The sequence below is a fragment of the Albimonas donghaensis genome (assembly GCF_900106695.1).
Classification (GTDB): domain Bacteria; phylum Pseudomonadota; class Alphaproteobacteria; order Rhodobacterales; family Rhodobacteraceae; genus Albimonas; species Albimonas donghaensis.
In genome coordinates, this window is record NZ_FNMZ01000003.1 from 43,934 (window position 1) to 62,174 (window position 18,241).

Sequence of the window (18,241 nt, forward strand, 5' to 3'; positions counted from 1 at the left end):
TCGCGCCCCGCGGACCGGCGCGCCTTGAGGCAGGTCAATCGCCCGGCCGCGCCGGACCGAAAGCCGCGCCGCGACCGTCGCGCCATTCGCGCCCGGGCGCCGGCGCGGCGCGTCTCCCTGGGCGCCCGGAGGCGCGGTTTCGGGCGGAACCCGCGGGGACGAGACCCGAGCGCCCCTCCTCGTCACGCCCCCCCCCGGGCGCCCCTCGTCGCCCATCGGCGCCCATCGGCGCCTTGACAGTCCCGCCCTCCGCGGAGGATGCAGCCTGCATGCCGTTGACCATTCCCAACCTGCTGACCGTGTTCCGCCTGCTCGCCGCCCCTGCGGTGGCGCTGGTCTTCGTGGCCCTGCCCCGACCCGCGGCGGACCTGTGGGCGCTGGGGCTGTTCCTCGGCGCCTCCTTCACCGATTTCCTCGACGGCTGGCTGGCGCGGCGCTTCAACCAGCAGACCGAGTTCGGGCGGATGCTCGACCCCATCGCCGACAAGGCCATGGTGATGACCGCGCTCGCGGTGGTGATGATGCTGGCCGGGCCCGATCCCTGGATGATCCCGCCCGCCGCGGCGATCTTCCTGCGCGAGACCGCGGTGTCGGGCCTGCGCGAACATCTGGCGGGGCGGGTCTCGATTCCGGTGACGAAGCTCGCCAAATGGAAGACGACGGTGCAGATGGCGGCCATCGGCGTGCTGATGGGCGGCTTCTGGGCGGGCGCCGGCGGCTGGCCGGCGGCGGCGGGGCCGTTGGAGGCTGCGGGGATCGCGCTGCTGTGGCTCGCCGGCGCGCTGACGCTGATCACCGGCTGGGACTATTTCCGGCGGGGGCTCGCGAGCCACGCGATGACGGGAGAACGCTGATGCAGGTGCTGTATTTCGCCTGGCTGCGGGAGCGGGTGGGCGCGGGGCGGGAGGAGATCGCCTCCGACGCCCCCACCGTGGCCGCGCTGGTGGAGGAGTTGCGGGCGAAGGACGAACGCTACGCGCTCGCCTTCGAGGACCTGTCGGCCGTGCGCGTCGCCGTGGACCAGGAGGCGGCGGAGTTCGACGCGCCGCTGGCCGGCGTGCGGGAACTGGCCTTCTTCCCCCCGGTGACCGGCGGATGACGGAGCCCGCGCCCCCGACCGCGCCCCCGACTGCGCAGGGGCCCGCGCCGGTGGTGCATGTCTCGGTCCAGGCGGCGGATTTCGACATCGGCGCGGAGATCGACCGGCTGACCGCGGGCCGCGCCGATATCGGCGCCGTGGCGACCTTTACCGGGCTGGTGCGCGATCATGCCGGCGGAGTTCCGATTTCGGGGATGGAGCTGGAGCACTATCCCGGCATGACCGAAGCCGCCCTGCGCGCCATCGCCGACGCGGCGCGGGCGCGCTGGCCCCTGCAGGGGGTGACGGTGATCCATCGCTACGGGCCGCTGGCGCCGGCCGCGCGGATCGTGCTGGTGGCCTGCGCCTCGCCGCATCGCGGGGCGGCCTTCGAGGCGGCGGAGTTCGTGATGGACTACCTCAAGACCCGCGCGCCGTTCTGGAAGAAAGAGACGACGCCCGAGGGCGCCCGCTGGGTCGACGCCCGCGAGGCCGACGACGAGGCCGCCGCCCGCTGGCGCTGACCCCGCGCGACGGGAGCCGCGCGTCCGCCCGGACGAGAGCGGCGCCCTTGCGCCCGCGCGGCGCGGAACCGGGGCCGAGGGCGGGACCGGGGCCGGGCGGCGTCGGTCCGTCCGCGGCGATCAGGCCTCGGCGCTCAGGCTGCGACGATCAGGCCTGGGCGCTCCGGCGTCTCGGGTCAGGCGTCTCGGGTCAGGCGTCGGGGAGATCGATCGGGTCGATCAGCTGCGGATCGTCGTCCTTCACGCCGTTGACCCGCCGCGAGACCTCGTGGAACGCCCAGAAACCCGGTTCGGCCGCCCGCATCAGGCGCGCGGCGCCGCGGCCCTCCTCCCCCAGCCACAACCCGTAGTTCTCCGGGGCGATGGTCACCGGCTCGCGGTGATGGATGCCGGCGATGGTCTCGGAAGCGGCGGTGGTGACCATGGCGCAGGCGGCGATGGGCGGCGCGCCCTCGGGCCCGCGCCAGATCTCCCACACGGCGGCGAAAGCGAAGAGCGAGCCCTCGGGCGGGCCGGCCGCAGGGCGCAGCCAGAACGGGCGCTTGGGCTCGGCGTCGCGCAGCCATTCGTAGAACCCGTCGGCCGGGATCAGGCAGCGCCGGGCGCGGGCGGCGTCGCGAAAGGCGGGTTTCTCGGCGATCGTCTCGGCGCGGGCGTTGATCAGCAGGGGGCCGCCATTCGGGGCCTTGTACCAGCGCGGGATGAAGCCCCAGCGCAGGGGCGCCAGCAGCCGGTCGCCGTCATGGTTCAGCACCACGGGAATGTCGGTGGTCGGGCAGACGTTCCAGCGCGGGCCGAGATTGCCCAGCCGCTCCGCCAGCTTCGGGCTGGGGGCGGCCGAGAAATGCTCCAGCACCGCGGTCTGGGGCGTGGTCAGGGCGAAACGTCCGCACATGGGGGTTTTGTAAGCGGCGACGGCGGGGAAGGGAATGGGGCGGGCGGCCCGGGCGGGCGAACCTCGCGCGTCAGCGCGGGGGAGTCCCGTCCCGGGCCGCCCCTCAGACCAGCCCCTTCACCGAACCCGCAGGCGCCAGCGGCCGACGGATGGCGAGCAGACGCTTCGCCTCCTCCCCCCGGCCCAGCTTCAGCAGCGCCCCCGCCATGGCGAACTCGATCAGGTCCCGCTGCGCCCGGCTGCCGCCGATCCGGGCGTGATCGGTCATCGCCTTCGCCAACGGGTCCAGCGCGTCGGCCCAGCGGCCCTCGGCCAGGGCGCCGAAGGCCTCGGCCAGCAGCCGCACCAGGTCCCCGGCCGGCCCCCTGGCGTCGCGCAGGATGCGGGCCAGCGCCTCGCCCTCCCCGGCCATGGCGTGGGCCAGCGCCGCGTGCACGTCGGCGAAGGCGATGCCCGGCTTCGGGAACCGCTCCGACGCGTAGGCGCTGATCGCCCGCCACCGCGCCGGGTCCACCCGCACCCCCGCCAGCTCCGCCCGGTAGAGGATCGCGGCCATGTCGGTCAGCACGTTCAGCGCCGGCCCCGCCCCGGTCTCCGGCGCGATGTCGGCGTCCACCACCGCCCACATGGTCGCCTCGTCCCCCCGCTCCAGCGCCCAGAGCGCGATATGCCAGTTCACGTGGCAATGCAGGATGCCGCCCCGCGCATAGTCCTTCCGCCAGGCGTCGAGATAGGCGTAGCCGGCCTCGGTCTCGCCGTTCTCGTAATGCAGGTGGGAGCGGATATGCGCCCCGTTGGCGTTGCGCGGATTGCCCTCCAGCGACCGCGTGATGGTCGCTTCCGCCGGCCCGGTCGCCCCGGATTCCATCTGCGAGAAGGCGTGCTGCGCGAGAAACCACCAGTCGTCGCCGTAATGCGGCGCCAGCGCGGCGGTGAAGGCCAGCTGCTCCGCCTCCCGCCCCGGCTGGCCGGAAAAGCCGATCAGCCCGAACACCCCGGTGCAGGTCTGCACGGTCATCGCGTCGCGCGGATGCGCGGCGGCCTGGGCGCGGATGGCGGCCATGGCCTCGGCCCCGCGACCCTCGATCAGCAGGCCCAGCGCGTGAAGCTGCCCGGCCTCGCGCGGGGTGACGGGCCGCGCCCCGGCGGCGGCGCGGGCGGCGGCCAGCGCCTCGCGCGCCGGGCCGGGCGCGCCGCGGGCCTGACGATCGCGGGCCAGGGCCAGATGCGCGAGCGCGAAATCCGGGTCCTCCCCGGCGGCGCGGGTGAAAGCGGTCTCCGCCCCCGCATCCGCGGCGAGGAACAGGTCCATGCCCTCCGCATAGGCGTCCCGGGCCGCGGCGGAGCCGGTGGTCAGGGCGTTGTCATAGCGGTCGCGCAGCATGGCCGGTCTCCCTGCATCCCATATCGGGGGCAAGGCTAGCACGGTCCCCGCCCGGAGGCGGAGACGAAAAACCCCGCCGCGGACGAACCGCGACGGGGCGAAGGGGATCGCATCGGATCGGAGCGAAAGCGGGCGGGGGCGCGGGCGCGGCGGCCCGCCCCCGCCCCGCGCGGCTCACTTCTTCGAGATGCGCTCATCCACATAGGGCGTGTAGGGGGCGTTGGCCGAGAGGTAATCGGCCACCACCTCCTCCAGCCCCGGGCCGAAGTCATAGGCGTCGGCGGCGGCGGTGGCGAAGATCTTGTAGCCGTCGCCGCCCGAGCGCATGTAGTTGTTCGACACCACGCCGTAGACCTTCTCGGGGTCCAGCGCCGCGCCGCCGACCTCGACCGACACGATGCGCGCGCCCGCTTCCGCGGCCGGATCCCACACGAAGCTCATGCCCGCGACCTGCGGGAAGCGCCCGGCGCCTTCCTCGACCTGGCTCACGCCGTTCTCCAGCGCCGCCACCAGGTCCGCGCCCTTCAGGTTGAAGGTGGCCAGCGTGTTCTGGAAGGGCAGCACGGTCAGCACCTCGCCCATGGTCACTTCGCCGGCGTCGATGGAGGCGCGCAGCCCCCCGCCATTGGTGATCGCCACGTCCACGCCCTGGTCCTTGACCCGGTCCAGCATGGCGTCGGCGACCAGCACGCCCATCTCGCACACGCCGGAGCGGCACATGGACTTGTCGCCGCCGATCGGCGCGTCGGTGGCGGCGACCACTTCCTCGCGGATCGACTGGAGCGGCTCGGCGAGCTCCTCCAGCCGGCCCTTGATCCGCGCGTTCTCCTCGACCGACCCGTCGAGCAGCAGCGGCTCGCCCGAGGCGGTGACGATCTTGCCCGCGTCGTCGAAGACCACGTCCAGCTTGCCCAGGAACTTGCCGTAGGCATAGGCGGAGACGATGGCCGTGTCGCCGCCGTCCGGTCCCTTGACCATGGTCGGATAGGGGCCCTCGGCCCGATCCGAGGTGTTGGACAGCAGGGTGTTGGTGTGCCCGCCCACGATCACGTCGATGCCCGCGACCTCGGCCGCGACCCGCTGGTCGACGCCGTAGCCGGAATGGGACAGGACCACGATCTTGTTCACGCCCTCGGCGGTCAGCTTCTCGACCTCGCGGGCGACGGCGGCGGACGGGTCCTCGAAGGTGATGTTCTTGCCCGGCGAGGCGAGCTCATCGGTGTTGTAGGGGGTCAGGCCGATCAGGCCGATCTTCTCGCCGCCCTTCTCCACGATGGCGGAGGGCATCAGCTTGCCGGCCAGCGCCGGCTCGGCGGAGACGTCGGCGTTGGACATCAGCACCGGGAAGGACACCGCCTCCATGAAGCCGGCGAGCACTTCGGGGCCGTCGTCGAATTCGTGGTTGCCGACGGTCATGCCGTCATAGGCCATGGCGTTCATCATCTCCGCCGCGGCCTTGCCCTTGTAGAAGGTGTAGAACAGCGTGCCCTGGAACTGGTCGCCGCCGTCCACCAGCAGGTTGACCGGGGCCTCGGCGCGCGCGGCCTCCACGGCGGTGATCAGGCGGGCGGAGCCGCCGAAGCACTTGCCCTCGGCATTGTCCGCCGCGGAGCAGCCGCTGTCGTATTTCGAAATCGGCTCGAGCCGCGAATGCACGTCGTTGGTGTGCAGAATCGAGATCGAGAAATCGGCGAGCGCGGCGGCCGGCGCCATGAGCGCCAGCGCGGCGGCGCCGGCGAGGAAGGTGCGGGTGGTCATGGGACGCTCCATGTCGGTTATGTGACGGTCAGCCTGCGCGGGTTCGGGGTTCGAACGCAAGGGCGACGCGGCGCGATGGGCGCGCGGACGAGCATGGAGGGCGCTGGCGACGAATTCGCGACAGGACGCGGGAGGCGCTCGCCCGGGCGGGGCGAGCGGAGCGCGGGGGCGAAGAGACGGCGCCGCGCGCATCCCCGGCGCCGGCCGCGGCGGGCGCGCGGGCGCGGCTCTCGGACGCTCGGGGCCGCGGCTCCCCCCCGGCGGGCGGCGCGAAGGACCGGGGGGAGGGAGCCGCGCGTCGACCAAGGCGCGTGTGGCACGGGTCCGCCCGCGCGGCGCGGGAAGGTCGGCGCCCGGCGGAACCGTCGCCGGCGGGCGAAGGACGCGCCGGACGGGGCCCGAAACGCGAAGGGGCCGCGCCTCGCGGCGCGGCCCCTTCCGAAACGCGTCGATCCGGTCGGGATCAGTTCTTGGCGTAGAACTCGACGACCAGGTTCGGCTCCATCTGCACCGGGTAGGGCACGTCGCCCAGCGCGGGGGCGCGCACGAAGGTGCAGGTCATCTTGGAGTGGTCGACGTCCAGGTAGTCGGGGACGTCGCGCTCGGAGGAGTCGACCGCGCCCATGACCAGCTCGATCTGGCGGGACTTCTCCTTGACCGTGATGACGTCGCCTTCCTTGACCGAGTAGGAGGGGATGTTCACCCGGCGGCCGTTCACCAGCACATGGCCGTGGTTCACGAACTGGCGCGCGGCGAAGACGGTCGGCACGAACTTGGCGCGGTAGACGACCGCGTCCAGCCGGCGCTCCAGCAGGCCGATGAGGTTCTCACCGGTGTCGCCCTTGCGGCGCTCGGCCTCGTCGAAGACGCGGCGGAACTGCTTCTCGGTGATGTCGCCGTAGTAGCCCTTGAGCTTCTGCTTGGCGCGCAGCTGGGTGCCGAAATCCGACAGCTTGCCCTTGCGGCGCTGGCCGTGCTGACCCGGGCCGTATTCGCGACGGTTCACCGGGGACTTCGGACGGCCCCAGATGTTCTCGCCCATGCGGCGGTCGAGCTTGTATTTCGCGGAGGTGCGCTTGGTCATCGCCCCGTCTCCTTCATAAGATCTCGCGACAAGGCGCCCTCCTTTCCCGCCGGGATCCCGCGCCGCAGGGGCGAGGGGCCTTCGGGGCGACAGGGGCGCTCCCCCGAGGAGGCGCGCGCCCATGGGCGCCGGAATCCCGCGACGCCACCGCCGCCGGACCCGCGCCTTTTACGCGGCGGGGGCCGGCTGTCAAGCGCGGGCGCGCGGAACCCGCGGCGCCGCCGCCCCATCCCCGGGCCGAGCCTCCCCTGAAAACGCCGCCCGCCCGCCCCTCCCGCCCGCCCCGCCCCGTCCGAATCCGTCCCGCGGCTGACCTGGATCAAGGCGGCGACCGGCCCGCAGGCGCACCACAGCCGCGACACAGGCACGAGGAGGCGACGCCATGGCCATCCGCAACATACTTCTTTCCTATAACGGCCTGCCCGGCTCGGACGAGGCGCTGGCGCTGGCCGGCCTGCTGGCCCGGCGCTTCGACGCCCATGTCACCGGGCTGCTCAGCTACGGACCCAGCCGCTCGGTCGCGGCGCTTGGGCCCTGGATCACGCCGCATATGCTCGACGCCGCGCTGGAGGCCGAGACCGCCCGCCGCGCGGACGTCGCCCGCAGCTTCGCCGAGGCCAGCCGCAAGCTCGCCGCGGACCGGCCCGCCAAGGTGCATTTCATGGAGCTGGGCGGGCACGCCGACGGCTCGTTGATGGAAGCGGCGCGGGTCTACGACATGGTGGTGCTGGCGGCCTGCGAAAGCTCCACCGCCGACACCGCGCATCTGGCGGTCAACGCCGACGTGGTGGCGCTGCGTTCGGGCAAGCCGGTGCTGATCGCGCCCCGGGGCGTGACGCTGGAGACGCTGCCCCGCAAGGCGCTGGTGGCCTGGGACGGCGGGCGCGCCGCAGCCCGGGCGCTGTCGGAGGCGATGCCGCTGCTGGAGGCGCAGGGCCAGGCGCTGGTCTGCGCCATCGGCGACGACCGCAGGGCGGTGCGCCATGAAGGGCGCGACGTGGTGGCCCAGCTGGCCCGCCACGGCGTGCAGACCGAATGGCGGCACATGCCGCGGGACGCGCGCTCGATCGGGCGGACGCTGCTGGACGTGGCCGCGGCCAATGACTGCGGGCTGCTGGTGATGGGGGCCTACGAGCACTCCAAGTTCTCCGAGGACCTGGTCGGCGGGGTGACGCGCACGGTGCTGGATGACAGCCCGATCCCGGTGCTGATGGCGCATTGAACGCCCCGCCCTCGCCGGAGGGGTCGCGACGGAGGGGCCGCGGCGGAGGGGGTGCTTCGCAGGCGCGGCGCGGACCGCGCGCGGATTGCGCCCGCCCGCTCGCCGCGCCCGGCGACGGAGGCGCCTGGCCGCGCCGCCGCCGCCTTCGCCGGTCGCGCCGAAATGGCGACGCAGGCCGGTGGGCCGATGCCCCGGCGCAGGGCGTGGCGGGGGCGAGGCGCGGCCGGCGGCCCGCCGCTTTTCCTTGCCAGCGCCATGCGGGTTTGATCGGGTGAGCCCCGGGGGCGCGCGGGAGGCGCTCGCCCCCCGCCTCCCCGCCCGCCCGCCCTCGGGCGGCCCCGGGCGTCCCCCTCCCCGCAAGGAGCCCGCGCATGCTGGACCGCGCCGCGCTGTCCGCCCTGCTCTCCGACCTGATCCGCGCCCGCAGCCCCGACCCGCCGGGCGACGAGGCCGAGATCTGCGCGGTGCTCGCCGACCGCCTGCGGGGCCTCGGCTTCGCCCCCGAGGTCGAGGAATTCGCCCCCCGCCGCTTCAACCTTCTGGTCCGCCTCAAGGGCGCCGGCGCGCGCGCCGGCCTGGTCTTCTCCGCTCATATGGACACCCTGCCCGCCGGCGACCCGGCGGGGTGGCGCCGCGACCCGTTCTCGGGCGAGGACGACGGCGCCCGCCTCCACGGCCGCGGCGCCTGCGACATGAAATCCGGGCTGGCGGCGCTGATCTCGGCCCTGACCGCCCTGCGCGACTCGCCCCCGCCCGGCGACGTCACCCTCGCCGTCACCGGGGGGGAGAGCGCCAACCTTATCGGCGCCCGCCGCCTGGTCGAAACCGGGGCGCTGGCCGGCCATGGCGCGATTCTGGTGGGGGAGCCGACCTCGCTCGACCTGGTGACCGCCACGACCTCCGCCCTGTGGCTGCGGGCCGAGGCGCGGGGAACCGTGGGGCATGGCTCGGACGGCGCGAACGCGGCGGGCGGGGCCGGGGGCCCGGCGGTCAACGCCATCGTCGCGCTGGCCCGGGCGCTGGACGGCCTGGAAACCGCCCTGCCCGACGCGACGCATCCGCTTCTGGGCGGCGCCACGCTGAACATCGGCCGGATCGAGGGCGGGTCGGCGATCAACCTGATGCCCGACCGCTGCGCCGCCGACCTGGACCTGCGCCTGCCCCCCGGCGTGACGGCGAAGGCGGCCGAGGCCGCGCTCGCCGCCCGTCTGGGACCGGGGATCCGGCTGACCCGGCTCGACTGGAAACCGGCGCAGGAAACGGCGCCCGACGCCCCGCTCGCCCGCGCCTGCCTCGCCGCCGCGAGCCGGGCGCGGGGCGCGGCCGCGGTCCCGCGGGGCGCGCGCTATTTCACCGACGCCTGCATTCTCGCCCCCGCCTTCGGGCTGGAGACGGCGACGCTGGGACCGGGGCGGCTGGGCGGCTCGGGCGAGGCGGATGAGAGCGTGGTCCTCGCCGACGTGGCGACCGCCGCCCGCATCTACGCGGAGACGGCGCGGGCCTGGAGCCCCTAGCTCCAGGGCCCGGCCCACGCCGAAACCGCCGCCGCGGACCGGGCGGGCAAGCTGATTTCGCTCAGAAGTGCGCATTGACGCCGTGATACTGGAATCCCCGCATCTTCAAGTCGCCGTGCCGCCTTCAAATCCCAATCGGGACCGGCAACCGTTTCAGCTCATGAACCGGCGCAGCGCCGAAAGACGAATTGCACCGGAATATCGCCAGCGCCGTCTCCGACGTCAGGGCGGGGACGGCCTGGGCGGGATCGGCATTGGCGAGATCCGGGCTTCTCCCGGACCCCGACACCTGCTCCGAGCAGAAACACAGCAGGGATAACGGGTCGGGGTTCTTCGACCTTGGCGCGGAGGGCGGAGACTTCGCCGGCTCCGTTCCGACCCGTGTCTTCGACAGCGGCGGCGGGATGTTCGGGTCAGGCGCCGCCGATCTGCCGTTCGGGTTTCTCGGGACCAGAGCCAGCCTCGGCTCCCCCGCCCTCATCGAAATCGACGCGTTGACCGAGGCGCCGGCGCAGGTTCCGCTTCCCCTGGTGATGTGCGGGTTCGCGTCGCGGGTCGGATGACGCCGATACGGGCTTGGGCGGACCGCTCCGGCGTGATCTTCGGATGGAGCGGGAGCGCGCGGCGCGCAGAGCATGTCGGGCGAAATCCGGCGCCGACCCAGACGGTCCGCGGGCGTCTTCGGCAGCGCCCCGCCCGATGCGGGGCCGGCGGGCGGGCGATCCGGACGCGCAGCGGACGGGAGTCCGCCCCCGGCCCACCCCGTCACGCCCCTCTCAGCCGGGCGAATCCAGCGTGTATTTCTCGCGAAGCTTCTCCAGCCCCTCGGCCACGCCGTACTTGTTCTGCAAGCGCGCCAGCTCCGCGTCGCGCCGCCGGAACTCCTCGATCAGCTCCTCGGCCACTTCGCCGTCGCCCAGCCGGCGCAAGCCGCGCCGGGCCAGCTCGACGGCCGACTCGAAGGTCTCGCGCACCACTTCGTGCGCCCCCGCCTCCCGCAGCTCCCATTCCGAGAACCGGTCGTAGGTGTCCGCGAAGATGCCGGCGTCGGGGAAGGCCACGCGGATCTTCTCCACCGCGTGCTTGGCCCCGTCGCGATCGTCGATGCACAGGAAGATGATGTCGGCCGTCGCCGCGCCCGCGGTGCGCAGCACGTCCACCCGGCGGGCGTCGCCGTAATAGACCTTGTTGCCGAAGGTCGACCCCATCTTGATCAGGCGGGGAGAGTTGTCGATCAGCGTCACGTCGTAGCCGCGCATGCGCATGATCCGCGCCACCACCTGCCCGACCCGCCCGAAGCCCGCCACCAGGATGCGGGCCGACCCCTCGGCCTTCGACACGTCCTCGATGTCCTCGCCGTCCTCGGACTCGGCGGGGCGCATCCGCTCGGCCAGCTTCACCGCGAAGGGGGTCAGCACCATCGAGGCCGTGACCACGGCCGAGAGCAGCGACGCCTCCTGCCGGTCCAGCAGGGCCGAGCCGGCGGCGGCGGTGAACATGACGAAGGCGAACTCGCCCCCCTGCCCCAGCGTCGCCGCGATGCGCAGCGCGTCGAAATGGGGGGAGCGCATGATCCGCGCCAGCAGATAGAGCATCCCGCCCTTGAGCGCGAACACCGCGAAAGCGCCGCCGATCACCAGCCACCACCACTGCGCCACCAGGGGCCAGTCCACGGTCATCCCGAAGCCCATGAAGAACAGGCCGAGCAGCAGGCCGCGGAACGGCTCGATATCGGTCTCCAGCTGGTGGCGATACTCGGTGTCGGCCATCATAACGCCCGCGATGAAGGCGCCCATGGCCATCGACAGCCCCACCGCGTGCATCAGCAGCGACGCGGCGATCACCGCCAGCAGGGCGGCGGCGGTGAACACCTCGTCGGCGCGGGTCTTCGCGATCAGCGTCAGCAACGGCCCCATCCCGTAGCGCATCGCCGCGACCAGCGCCGCGATCGCCCCCAGCGCCAGCAGCACGCCGCGCCATTGCAGGGTCTCGCCCCCGACGAAGGGCGCGAGGATGGCGACCAGCGCCAGCAAGGGCACGATGGCGAGGTCCTGGAACAGCAGGATCGAGAACGCCCGGTCCCCGTAGGGCCGGGTCAGGTCGCCCTTTTCGCGCAGCAGCTGCACCGCGAAGGCCGTGGAGCTCAACGCAATCGCCGCCCCCACCACCAGCGCCGGCCGCCAGTCCAGCCCCGCCGCCTGCAGCAGCGGGAAGAAGGCCGCCGTGGTCAGCCCGACCTGGGCGAGGCCGAGGCCGAAGATCTCCACCCGCAATCGCCAGAGGCGTGCCGGCCGCAGTTCCAGCCCGATGACGAAGAGCAGCAGCACCACGCCGAATTCCGCGAAGGCGATGACCGTCTCGACCTCGCCCACCAGGCCGAGGCCGAAGGGGCCGATGGCCGCGCCCGCGGCGAGGTAGCCGATGACGGAGCCCAGCCCGAGACGGTTGAAGATCGGCACCGCCGCCACCGCGGCGCCGAGGAAAACCGCCGCCGTTTCCAGAAATCCCGTTCCGACTCCCGCCGCCATGCCTCGTCCTGTCCTTCTCGCCGCTTGCTTGATGAACGCCGCCCCATCATGCGAGGCTCGACCTTAAGCCAGGGTTTCGTTTCGCGACACCGGGCAATGCGCGCCGGAGGGACTGGAAACGTCCTTTTCGAGCGTGCCGGAAGGGATGCTCGCCGGGCGGCGGGCGCGGGCAAGGCGCGTATCGGGCGAGGGCGTGGCATGGCGGAGAGGATCGAGGTCGCGGGCGGGCCCTCCGCCGCGACGGTCGGCGCGGCGCGGGATGACGAGGCGCGGGATGGCGAGGCGCGCGCGCCCTCCCACGCCGCGCGGATCTCCATGGCGCTCGCCTTCGCGGCCTGCGCCGGGCTGCTGACCGCCTGGGGGCTGCAGGGCCGGGGGCTGGACCTGGCGCCGCTCTACATCGCCGGTCGGCTGGCGGCGGAAGGGCGGGCGGACCTGCTTTATGTCTTCCAGCCCGCGCTCGGGCCGATGATCGAGCATCCGGATTGGACGCGCATCGCCGCCGAGGCGGGTTATGAGCATTCGATTTTCGCCTGGGTGTTCCCGCCGGTCTGGGCGCATCTGCTGGCCTGGCCGGCGACGGCGCTGTCCTGGCCGGCCTTCTCGGCGGCGACGGCGCTGATCTCGGGCCTGGCCATGGCCGGGGTGGCGGTGGTCGGCGCGCGGATGTGGGCCCCCGCGTCGGTCCGGACCCGCGCCACGCTGGCCAGCCTCGCGCTGATGGCCTTCGCCTGGCCGGCGGTGAGCTCCACCTGGTTCAACCAGGCGCAGCCGGCGATCACCCTGATTTGCCTGCTCGCGCTGGAGGCCGGAGAGCGCGGCCGCCCCGCCCGCGCCGGCTGCCTGCTCGCGCTGGCCGCGGCGGTGAAGCTGGGGCCGGCGGTCTTCGGGCTGTACTGGCTGATGACAGGGCGGTGGCGGGCGGCGCTCTGGGCGCTGGGCGCCGGGGCGGCGCTGCTCGCGCTCAACCTCGCGGCGGCGGGCGCGGCGGAGACGCGGGCCTTCTTCGACCTGCTCGCGCGCATCGGGGACGGCGCCTCCACCGGCGGCATGAACCAGAGCCTGATGGTCTTCGCCGCCCGCGCCCTTGGGGCGGACCTGCCCGGCTTCGCCTTCGCCGCGCCGATGCCGCCAGGCGCGCGGACGCTGGCCTGGGGGCTGGCGCTGGGGACGCTGGCGCTGGCGGCCTGCCGGCTCGCGGGATGGACGCGCGCGGGAGGCCCCGCCGAGCGGATCGCCGAGGCGCAGCGGACCCGGCTGATGCCGGTGGTTATGGCGGTCACGCTGCTGGCGGCGCCCCTGGCCTGGGCGCATTACTTCACCTTCATGGTCCCCTGGGCGGTCGCCCTGCGCTATCGCGTCCGCTTCGGTGGCGTCGCGGCGGCGGTCTCGCTGGGGATGATGCTCTTCGCCTCGCTGGTGTTCTGGAAGGCCCGCGGGTTCAGCGACGACATCGCCCTGCTGACCCTGCCGGCGCTGGCGATCCTGGCGCTGACCTCGATCCTGGCGCCCGAACGCGTTTCCCCGGAACGGGACCCGGCATGAGCCCGCGCCGCGCGCGGCTCCGAGCGCTCGCGGCCCCGCTCGGAGCGGATCCCCGCGCCGACCGGCTCTGGCGGCTCGCGGCGCTGGCCGCGACCGCCTTCGCCACGGCGATGCTGACCTGGATCGGGCTGGGCGGACGCGGGCTGGACCTCGCGCCGCTCTATGTCGCGGGCCGGCTGGCGGCGGAGGGGGCGGAGGCGCATCTCTACGTCTACCAGCCGCTGCTTTCGCCCGAGGTGCACGACCCGGAATGGAGCGCGGCCGCGGCTGCGGGCGGCTATCGAGACTGGCTTCTGGCCTTCGTCTTCGCGCCGATCTGGGCGGAGATCGCGGCCTTTCCCGCCGCGCATCTGCCCTGGCGACTGTTCCATGCGGGCTTCGCGATCGCCAATGCCGGGGCGCTGGCCGCGGGCGCCTGGGTCGCGGCGCGGCTCTGGGCGCCGGAGGGGCGGGGCGTGCAGGTCGCCGCGATCAGCCTCGTCGCGCTGCCCTTCGCCTGGCCGGCCGCGGCCTCGGCCTGGTTCAACCAGGTGCAGCCCTGGGCGACGCTGGCGCTGCTTCTGGCCCTGCGCGAGGCCGAGCGCGACCGCCCGGCGCGCGCAGGAATGCTGCTGGCGCTGGCCGCGGCGCTGAAGCTGTCGCCCGCGGCGATGGGGGTCTGGTGGCTGATCGCCGGGCGCTGGCGGGCGGCGGGCTGGGCGCTGGGCGCGGGGGCGGCGCTGTTCGCGGTCAACCTCATCATCGGCGGGGTCGAGGAGACACGGGCCTTTCTCGACCAGCTCGGCCGCATCGGGACGCTGCTGCAATCGGGCGGCATGAACCAGAGCCTGCTGAACCCCGTCTCGAAGTTGTTCGGCGCGCAGATGCCCGAGGGGATCGGCGTGGTTCCCGTGCCCCCCGGCGCCCTGCCGCTGACCTGGGCGCTGGTGCTGGCGGCGCTGGCCGCGGCGGCGATTCGCCTCCTGCCCCGCGGAACCGAGGCGAGGCGGGGGCGGCTGATGCCCGCGGCGCTGATCCTCGTCACCGTCGCCGCGCCGCTGGCCTGGACGCATTACTTCCCGTTTCTCGTCCCGCTGGCGGTGGCGCTGGGCTTCCGGCTGCGCTTCGGCGCCTGGATCGCGGGCGCGGCGATCCTGGCCCTGATCACCGCCACGGCGGCATTTCGCCTGGCCCCCGGGCTGCATTTCGCCTGGTCGCTGTCGCCGCTGGCCGTGGCGCTCGGCCTCGCGCTGGCCGCCGTCGTCGCGCCGGAGCGCGGCGCCCGCCCCGGCCCCCGCCCCGGCCCCCGTCCCGCGCCCCGTCCCGCAGCCGGGTCCGGCGCGACCTGAGCGCGCCCCGCCTTGCGTCCTCCGCGCGCTGATATATAACCCGCGCGGTCCCACCCGACCCCGCCGAAGACGACGCACGCCGCCCGCACGCGCGGGACGAGGAGACGAAACATGCCCAGACGCAACGATATCTCCTCCATCCTGATCATCGGCGCGGGGCCCATCGTTATCGGTCAGGCCTGCGAGTTCGACTATTCCGGCGCCCAGGCCTGCAAGGCCCTGCGCGAGGAAGGCTACCGGGTCATCCTGGTCAACTCGAACCCGGCCACCATCATGACCGACCCCGAGATGGCCGACGCGACCTATATCGAGCCGATCACGGTGGAGGCGATCACCAAGATCATCGAGGCCGAGCGCCCCGACGCGATTCTGCCCACGATGGGCGGCCAGACCGCGCTGAACGCCGCCCTGGCGCTGGACGACGCCGGCGTGCTGGCGAAATACGAGGTCGAGCTGATCGGCGCCAAGCGCGCCGCCATCGAGATGGCCGAGGACCGCAAGCTGTTCCGCGAGGCCATGGACCGCATCGGGCTGGAGAACCCGGCCGCGACCATCGCCTCGACCATGGCCGAATGCATGGAGGCGCTGCCCAATATCGGCCTGCCCGCCATCATCCGCCCCGCCTTCACCATGGGCGGCACCGGCGGCGGCGTGGCCTATAACCGCGAGGATTACGAGCGGATCTGCAAATCCGGGCTCGACGCCTCGCCGGTCTCGCAGATCCTGATCGACGAAAGCCTGCTCGGCTGGAAGGAATACGAGATGGAGGTGGTCCGCGACACCGCGGACAACTGCATCATCATCTGCTCCATCGAGAATATCGACCCGATGGGCGTGCATACCGGCGATTCCATCACCGTCGCCCCCGCCCTGACGCTGACCGACAAGGAATACCAGCGGATGCGCAACGCGTCCCTGGCGGTGCTGCGCGAGATCGGGGTGGAGACCGGCGGCTCCAACGTCCAGTTCGCGCTGGAGCCCGAGACCGGGCGCATGGTGGTGATCGAGATGAACCCGCGCGTGTCGCGGTCCTCGGCGCTGGCCTCCAAGGCCACCGGCTTCCCGATCGCCAAGATCGCCGCGAAGCTGGCCGTGGGCTACACGCTCGACGAGCTGGACAACGACATCACCAAGGTGACGCCGGCGTCGTTCGAGCCCTCGATCGACTACGTGGTCACCAAGATCCCGCGCTTCGCCTTCGAGAAATTCCCCGGCGCCAAGAACGACCTGACCACGGCGATGAAGTCGGTGGGCGAGGCCATGGCCATCGGCCGGTCCTTCGCCGAATCGATGCAGAAGGCGCTGGCCTCGATGGAGACCGGCCTGACCGGCTTCGACGAGATCGAGATCCCCGGCGCCGACGAAGCCGGAACCGACCGCAAGCGCGCCGTCATCGCCGCCCTGTCGAAGGCCACCCCGGACCGCATCCGCGTCGTCGCCCAGGCGATGCGCGAGGGGCTGACCAACGCCGAGATCCAGCGCGCCACCGCCTTCGACCCGTGGTTCCTCGACCGCATCGCCGAGATCGTGGACATGGAGGCGAAGCTGATCGCCGAGGGCCTGCCGGCCGACGCCCGCGCCATGCGGGCGGTGAAGATGATGGGCTTCTCGGACGCGCGGCTGGCCAAGCTGTGCAACCTGCCCGAGGACAAGGTCCGCCAGACCCGTCACGCCATGGACGTGCGCCCGGTCTACAAGCGCATCGACACCTGCGCCGCGGAGTTCGAGGCCCAGACCCCCTACATGTATTCGACCTACGAATCCGACGCGATGGGCTGGGTGGAATGCGAGGCCCGGCCCTCGGACCGCAAGAAGGTCGCGATCCTCGGCGGCGGCCCCAACCGCATCGGCCAGGGGATCGAGTTCGACTATTGCTGCTGCCACGCCTGCTACGCGCTGACCGACGCGGGCTATGAGACCATCATGGTCAACTGCAACCCGGAGACGGTCTCCACCGACTACGACACCTCGGATCGCCTCTATTTCGAGCCGCTGACCGAGGAGACGGTGCTGGAGATCCTGCTCAAGGAGCAGGAGGCCGGCACGCTTCACGGCGTCATCGTGCAGTTCGGCGGCCAGACGCCGCTGAAGCTCGCCCGCGCGCTGGAAGCCGCCGACATCCCGATTCTCGGCACCACGCCCGACGCCATCGACCTGGCCGAGGACCGCGAGCGCTTCCAGGGCCTGCTGAACAAGCTGGGCCTGAAGCAGCCGCGCAACGGCATCGCCACCACCGGCGAGCAGGCCATGCGCATCGCCAACGAAGTCGGCTACCCGGTGGTCATCCGCCCCTCCTACGTGCTGGGCGGCCGGGCCATGGAGATCGTGCGCGACGACGAGGGCCTGACCCGCTACATCCGCGACGCGGTGGTGGTGTCGGGGACGTCGCCGGTGCTGATCGACAGCTACCTGTCCGGCGCGGTCGAGGTCGACGTGGACGCGCTCTGCGACGGCGAGACGGTGCATGTGGCCGGCGTCATGGAGCATATCGAGGAAGCCGGCGTGCATTCCGGCGACTCGGCCTGCTCCCTCCCCCCCTATTCGCTGAGCCGCGAGATGGTGGACGAACTGAAGCTCCAGGCCGAGAAGCTGGCGCTGGGGCTCGATGTGGTCGGCCTGATGAACGTGCAGTTCGCGATCAAGGACGGCGACATCTACGTGCTGGAGGTCAATCCGCGGGCCTCGCGCACCGTGCCCTTCGTGGCCAAGGCCGTGGGCTCGCCCATCGCGGCCATCGCCGCCCGGGTCATGGCCGGCGAGAAGCTCGGGGCCTTCACCCTGAAATCCCCCGACATCCCGCGCTTCGCGGTGAAGGAGGCGGTGCTGCCTTTCGCCCGCTTCCCCGGCGTGGACACGCTGCTCGGGCCGGAAATGCGCTCGACGGGCGAGGTCATGGGGCTGGACGTGTCCTTCGACCGGGCCTTCCTCAAGGCCCAGATCGGCGCCGGCGTCGCCCTGCCCGAGACCGGAAAAGTGTTCCTGTCGGTGAAGGACGCGGACAAGCCCGCGATCCTCGACGCAGCGCGGATGGTGGCCGATATGGGCTTCACCCTGCTCGCCACCGACGGCACCGCCGCCTATCTGCGCGAAAACGGGGTCGAGACCGAGACCGTGAAGAAGGTCTACGAGGGCCGGCCCAACATCGTCGACCGCATGAAGGACGGCGAGGTGGCGCTGGTCTTCAATACCACCGAGGGCGCGCAGTCGGTCCATGATTCCAAGGAGCTGCGCTCGGTCGCGCTGTATTCCGGGATCCCCTACTACACGACCGCCGCCGGGGCGCGCGCCGCGGCCCGCGCCATCCGGGCGCGACGGTCGGGCGCGCTCGACGTCGCCCCCCTGCAGCGCTACCTTCCCTGAACCACGCGGCCGGCGGCGGGC

At 72.8% G+C, this 18,241-nt stretch carries 14 protein-coding genes; 9 read left to right on the forward strand and 5 right to left on the reverse strand.

Going from position 1 to position 18,241, the window contains the following annotated elements; genetic code table 11:
• The first annotated feature begins 269 nt into the window (after nucleotides 1-269).
• The 3 genes from pgsA to moaE are packed head-to-tail and all read left to right on the forward strand — an operon-like array spanning nucleotide 270 to nucleotide 1,602.
• Nucleotides 270-854 carry a CDP-diacylglycerol--glycerol-3-phosphate 3-phosphatidyltransferase gene (gene pgsA, locus BLV24_RS09725; RefSeq protein WP_092681144.1) on the forward strand — a complete coding sequence of 195 codons (585 nt, stop codon included), beginning with the start codon at nucleotides 270-272 and terminating at the stop codon, nucleotides 852-854.
• Nucleotides 854-1,099: a molybdopterin converting factor subunit 1 gene (gene moaD / locus BLV24_RS09730; protein WP_092681146.1), complete on the forward strand. Its 246-nt coding sequence runs from the start codon at nucleotides 854-856 to the stop codon at nucleotides 1,097-1,099. Before pgsA ends, moaD begins: the two co-directional genes overlap by 1 nt.
• On the forward strand, nucleotides 1,096-1,602 hold the full coding sequence (gene moaE / locus BLV24_RS09735) for a molybdopterin synthase catalytic subunit MoaE (RefSeq protein WP_092681148.1): 507 nt from the start codon (nucleotides 1,096-1,098) through the stop codon (nucleotides 1,600-1,602). Before moaD ends, moaE begins: the two co-directional genes overlap by 4 nt.
• A gap of 190 nt (nucleotides 1,603-1,792) precedes the next feature.
• Here the strand turns inward: moaE and BLV24_RS09740 are convergent, their stop codons facing one another.
• The 4 genes from BLV24_RS09740 to rpsD all read right to left on the reverse strand — a co-directional run bounded on the left by BLV24_RS09740 (nucleotide 1,793) and on the right by rpsD (nucleotide 6,723).
• Nucleotides 1,793-2,497 carry an SOS response-associated peptidase gene (locus BLV24_RS09740; RefSeq protein ID WP_092681150.1) on the reverse strand — a complete coding sequence of 235 codons (705 nt, stop codon included), beginning with the start codon at nucleotides 2,495-2,497 and terminating at the stop codon, nucleotides 1,793-1,795.
• Nucleotides 2,498-2,600: 103 nt separating this feature from the next.
• Nucleotides 2,601-3,881, reverse strand: coding sequence for a tetratricopeptide repeat protein (locus BLV24_RS09745; protein WP_092681152.1), 1,281 nt, complete (start codon nucleotides 3,879-3,881; stop codon nucleotides 2,601-2,603).
• A 174-nt stretch (nucleotides 3,882-4,055) separates the two neighbouring features.
• On the reverse strand, nucleotides 4,056-5,639 hold the full coding sequence (locus BLV24_RS09750; protein ID WP_092681154.1) for a bifunctional metallophosphatase/5'-nucleotidase: 1,584 nt from the start codon (nucleotides 5,637-5,639) through the stop codon (nucleotides 4,056-4,058).
• A 463-nt stretch (nucleotides 5,640-6,102) separates the two neighbouring features.
• Nucleotides 6,103-6,723: a 30S ribosomal protein S4 gene (gene rpsD / locus BLV24_RS09755; RefSeq protein WP_092681156.1), complete on the reverse strand. Its 621-nt coding sequence runs from the start codon at nucleotides 6,721-6,723 to the stop codon at nucleotides 6,103-6,105.
• Between the two features lie 382 nt (nucleotides 6,724-7,105).
• Between rpsD and BLV24_RS09760 the strand changes: the two genes are divergently transcribed.
• The 3 genes from BLV24_RS09760 to BLV24_RS09770 all read left to right on the forward strand — a co-directional run bounded on the left by BLV24_RS09760 (nucleotide 7,106) and on the right by BLV24_RS09770 (nucleotide 10,022).
• Nucleotides 7,106-7,945: a universal stress protein gene (locus BLV24_RS09760; protein WP_092681158.1), complete on the forward strand. Its 840-nt coding sequence runs from the start codon at nucleotides 7,106-7,108 to the stop codon at nucleotides 7,943-7,945.
• A 371-nt stretch (nucleotides 7,946-8,316) separates the two neighbouring features.
• Complete coding sequence (locus BLV24_RS09765) at nucleotides 8,317-9,459, forward strand: M20/M25/M40 family metallo-hydrolase (RefSeq protein ID WP_092681160.1); 1,143 nt, start codon at nucleotides 8,317-8,319, stop codon at nucleotides 9,457-9,459.
• Between the two features lie 254 nt (nucleotides 9,460-9,713).
• On the forward strand, nucleotides 9,714-10,022 hold the full coding sequence (locus tag BLV24_RS09770; protein WP_143040276.1) for a hypothetical protein: 309 nt from the start codon (nucleotides 9,714-9,716) through the stop codon (nucleotides 10,020-10,022).
• Nucleotides 10,023-10,235: 213 nt separating this feature from the next.
• Here the strand turns inward: BLV24_RS09770 and BLV24_RS09775 are convergent, their stop codons facing one another.
• Nucleotides 10,236-11,987: a monovalent cation:proton antiporter-2 (CPA2) family protein gene (locus tag BLV24_RS09775; protein ID WP_092681165.1), complete on the reverse strand. Its 1,752-nt coding sequence runs from the start codon at nucleotides 11,985-11,987 to the stop codon at nucleotides 10,236-10,238.
• A gap of 198 nt (nucleotides 11,988-12,185) precedes the next feature.
• Between BLV24_RS09775 and BLV24_RS09780 the strand changes: the two genes are divergently transcribed.
• The 3 genes from BLV24_RS09780 (at nucleotide 12,186) to carB (ending at nucleotide 18,220) form a co-directional block, all read left to right on the forward strand.
• Entirely contained in the window at nucleotides 12,186-13,532 is a 1,347-nt protein-coding gene (locus BLV24_RS09780; RefSeq protein ID WP_143040277.1) for a glycosyltransferase family 87 protein, read from the forward strand.
• A complete protein-coding gene (locus BLV24_RS09785) occupies nucleotides 13,529-14,860 on the forward strand; it encodes a glycosyltransferase 87 family protein (RefSeq protein ID WP_176954699.1) in 1,332 nt (443 codons plus the stop codon). The genes BLV24_RS09780 and BLV24_RS09785 overlap by 4 nt, the downstream gene beginning before the upstream one ends.
• A 111-nt stretch (nucleotides 14,861-14,971) precedes the next feature.
• Entirely contained in the window at nucleotides 14,972-18,220 is a 3,249-nt protein-coding gene (gene carB / locus BLV24_RS09790) for a carbamoyl-phosphate synthase large subunit (protein ID WP_092681169.1), read from the forward strand.
• Nucleotides 18,221-18,241: the final 21 nt, after the last annotated feature.

Coding starts and splice junctions, on each gene's coding strand:
- pgsA (WP_092681144.1), top strand. CDS start 270: ATGCCGTTGACCATTCCCAACCTGCTGACCGTGTTCCGCCTGCTCGCC.
- moaD (WP_092681146.1), top strand. CDS start 854: ATGCAGGTGCTGTATTTCGCCTGGCTGCGGGAGCGGGTGGGCGCGGGG.
- moaE (WP_092681148.1), top strand. CDS start 1,096: ATGACGGAGCCCGCGCCCCCGACCGCGCCCCCGACTGCGCAGGGGCCC.
- BLV24_RS09740 (WP_092681150.1), bottom strand. CDS start 2,497: ATGTGCGGACGTTTCGCCCTGACCACGCCCCAGACCGCGGTGCTGGAG.
- BLV24_RS09745 (WP_092681152.1), bottom strand. CDS start 3,881: ATGCTGCGCGACCGCTATGACAACGCCCTGACCACCGGCTCCGCCGCG.
- BLV24_RS09750 (WP_092681154.1), bottom strand. CDS start 5,639: ATGACCACCCGCACCTTCCTCGCCGGCGCCGCCGCGCTGGCGCTCATG.
- rpsD (WP_092681156.1), bottom strand. CDS start 6,723: ATGACCAAGCGCACCTCCGCGAAATACAAGCTCGACCGCCGCATGGGC.
- BLV24_RS09760 (WP_092681158.1), top strand. CDS start 7,106: ATGGCCATCCGCAACATACTTCTTTCCTATAACGGCCTGCCCGGCTCG.
- BLV24_RS09765 (WP_092681160.1), top strand. CDS start 8,317: ATGCTGGACCGCGCCGCGCTGTCCGCCCTGCTCTCCGACCTGATCCGC.
- BLV24_RS09775 (WP_092681165.1), bottom strand. CDS start 11,987: ATGGCGGCGGGAGTCGGAACGGGATTTCTGGAAACGGCGGCGGTTTTC.
- BLV24_RS09780 (WP_143040277.1), top strand. CDS start 12,186: ATGGCGGAGAGGATCGAGGTCGCGGGCGGGCCCTCCGCCGCGACGGTC.
- BLV24_RS09785 (WP_176954699.1), top strand. CDS start 13,529: ATGAGCCCGCGCCGCGCGCGGCTCCGAGCGCTCGCGGCCCCGCTCGGA.
- carB (WP_092681169.1), top strand. CDS start 14,972: ATGCCCAGACGCAACGATATCTCCTCCATCCTGATCATCGGCGCGGGG.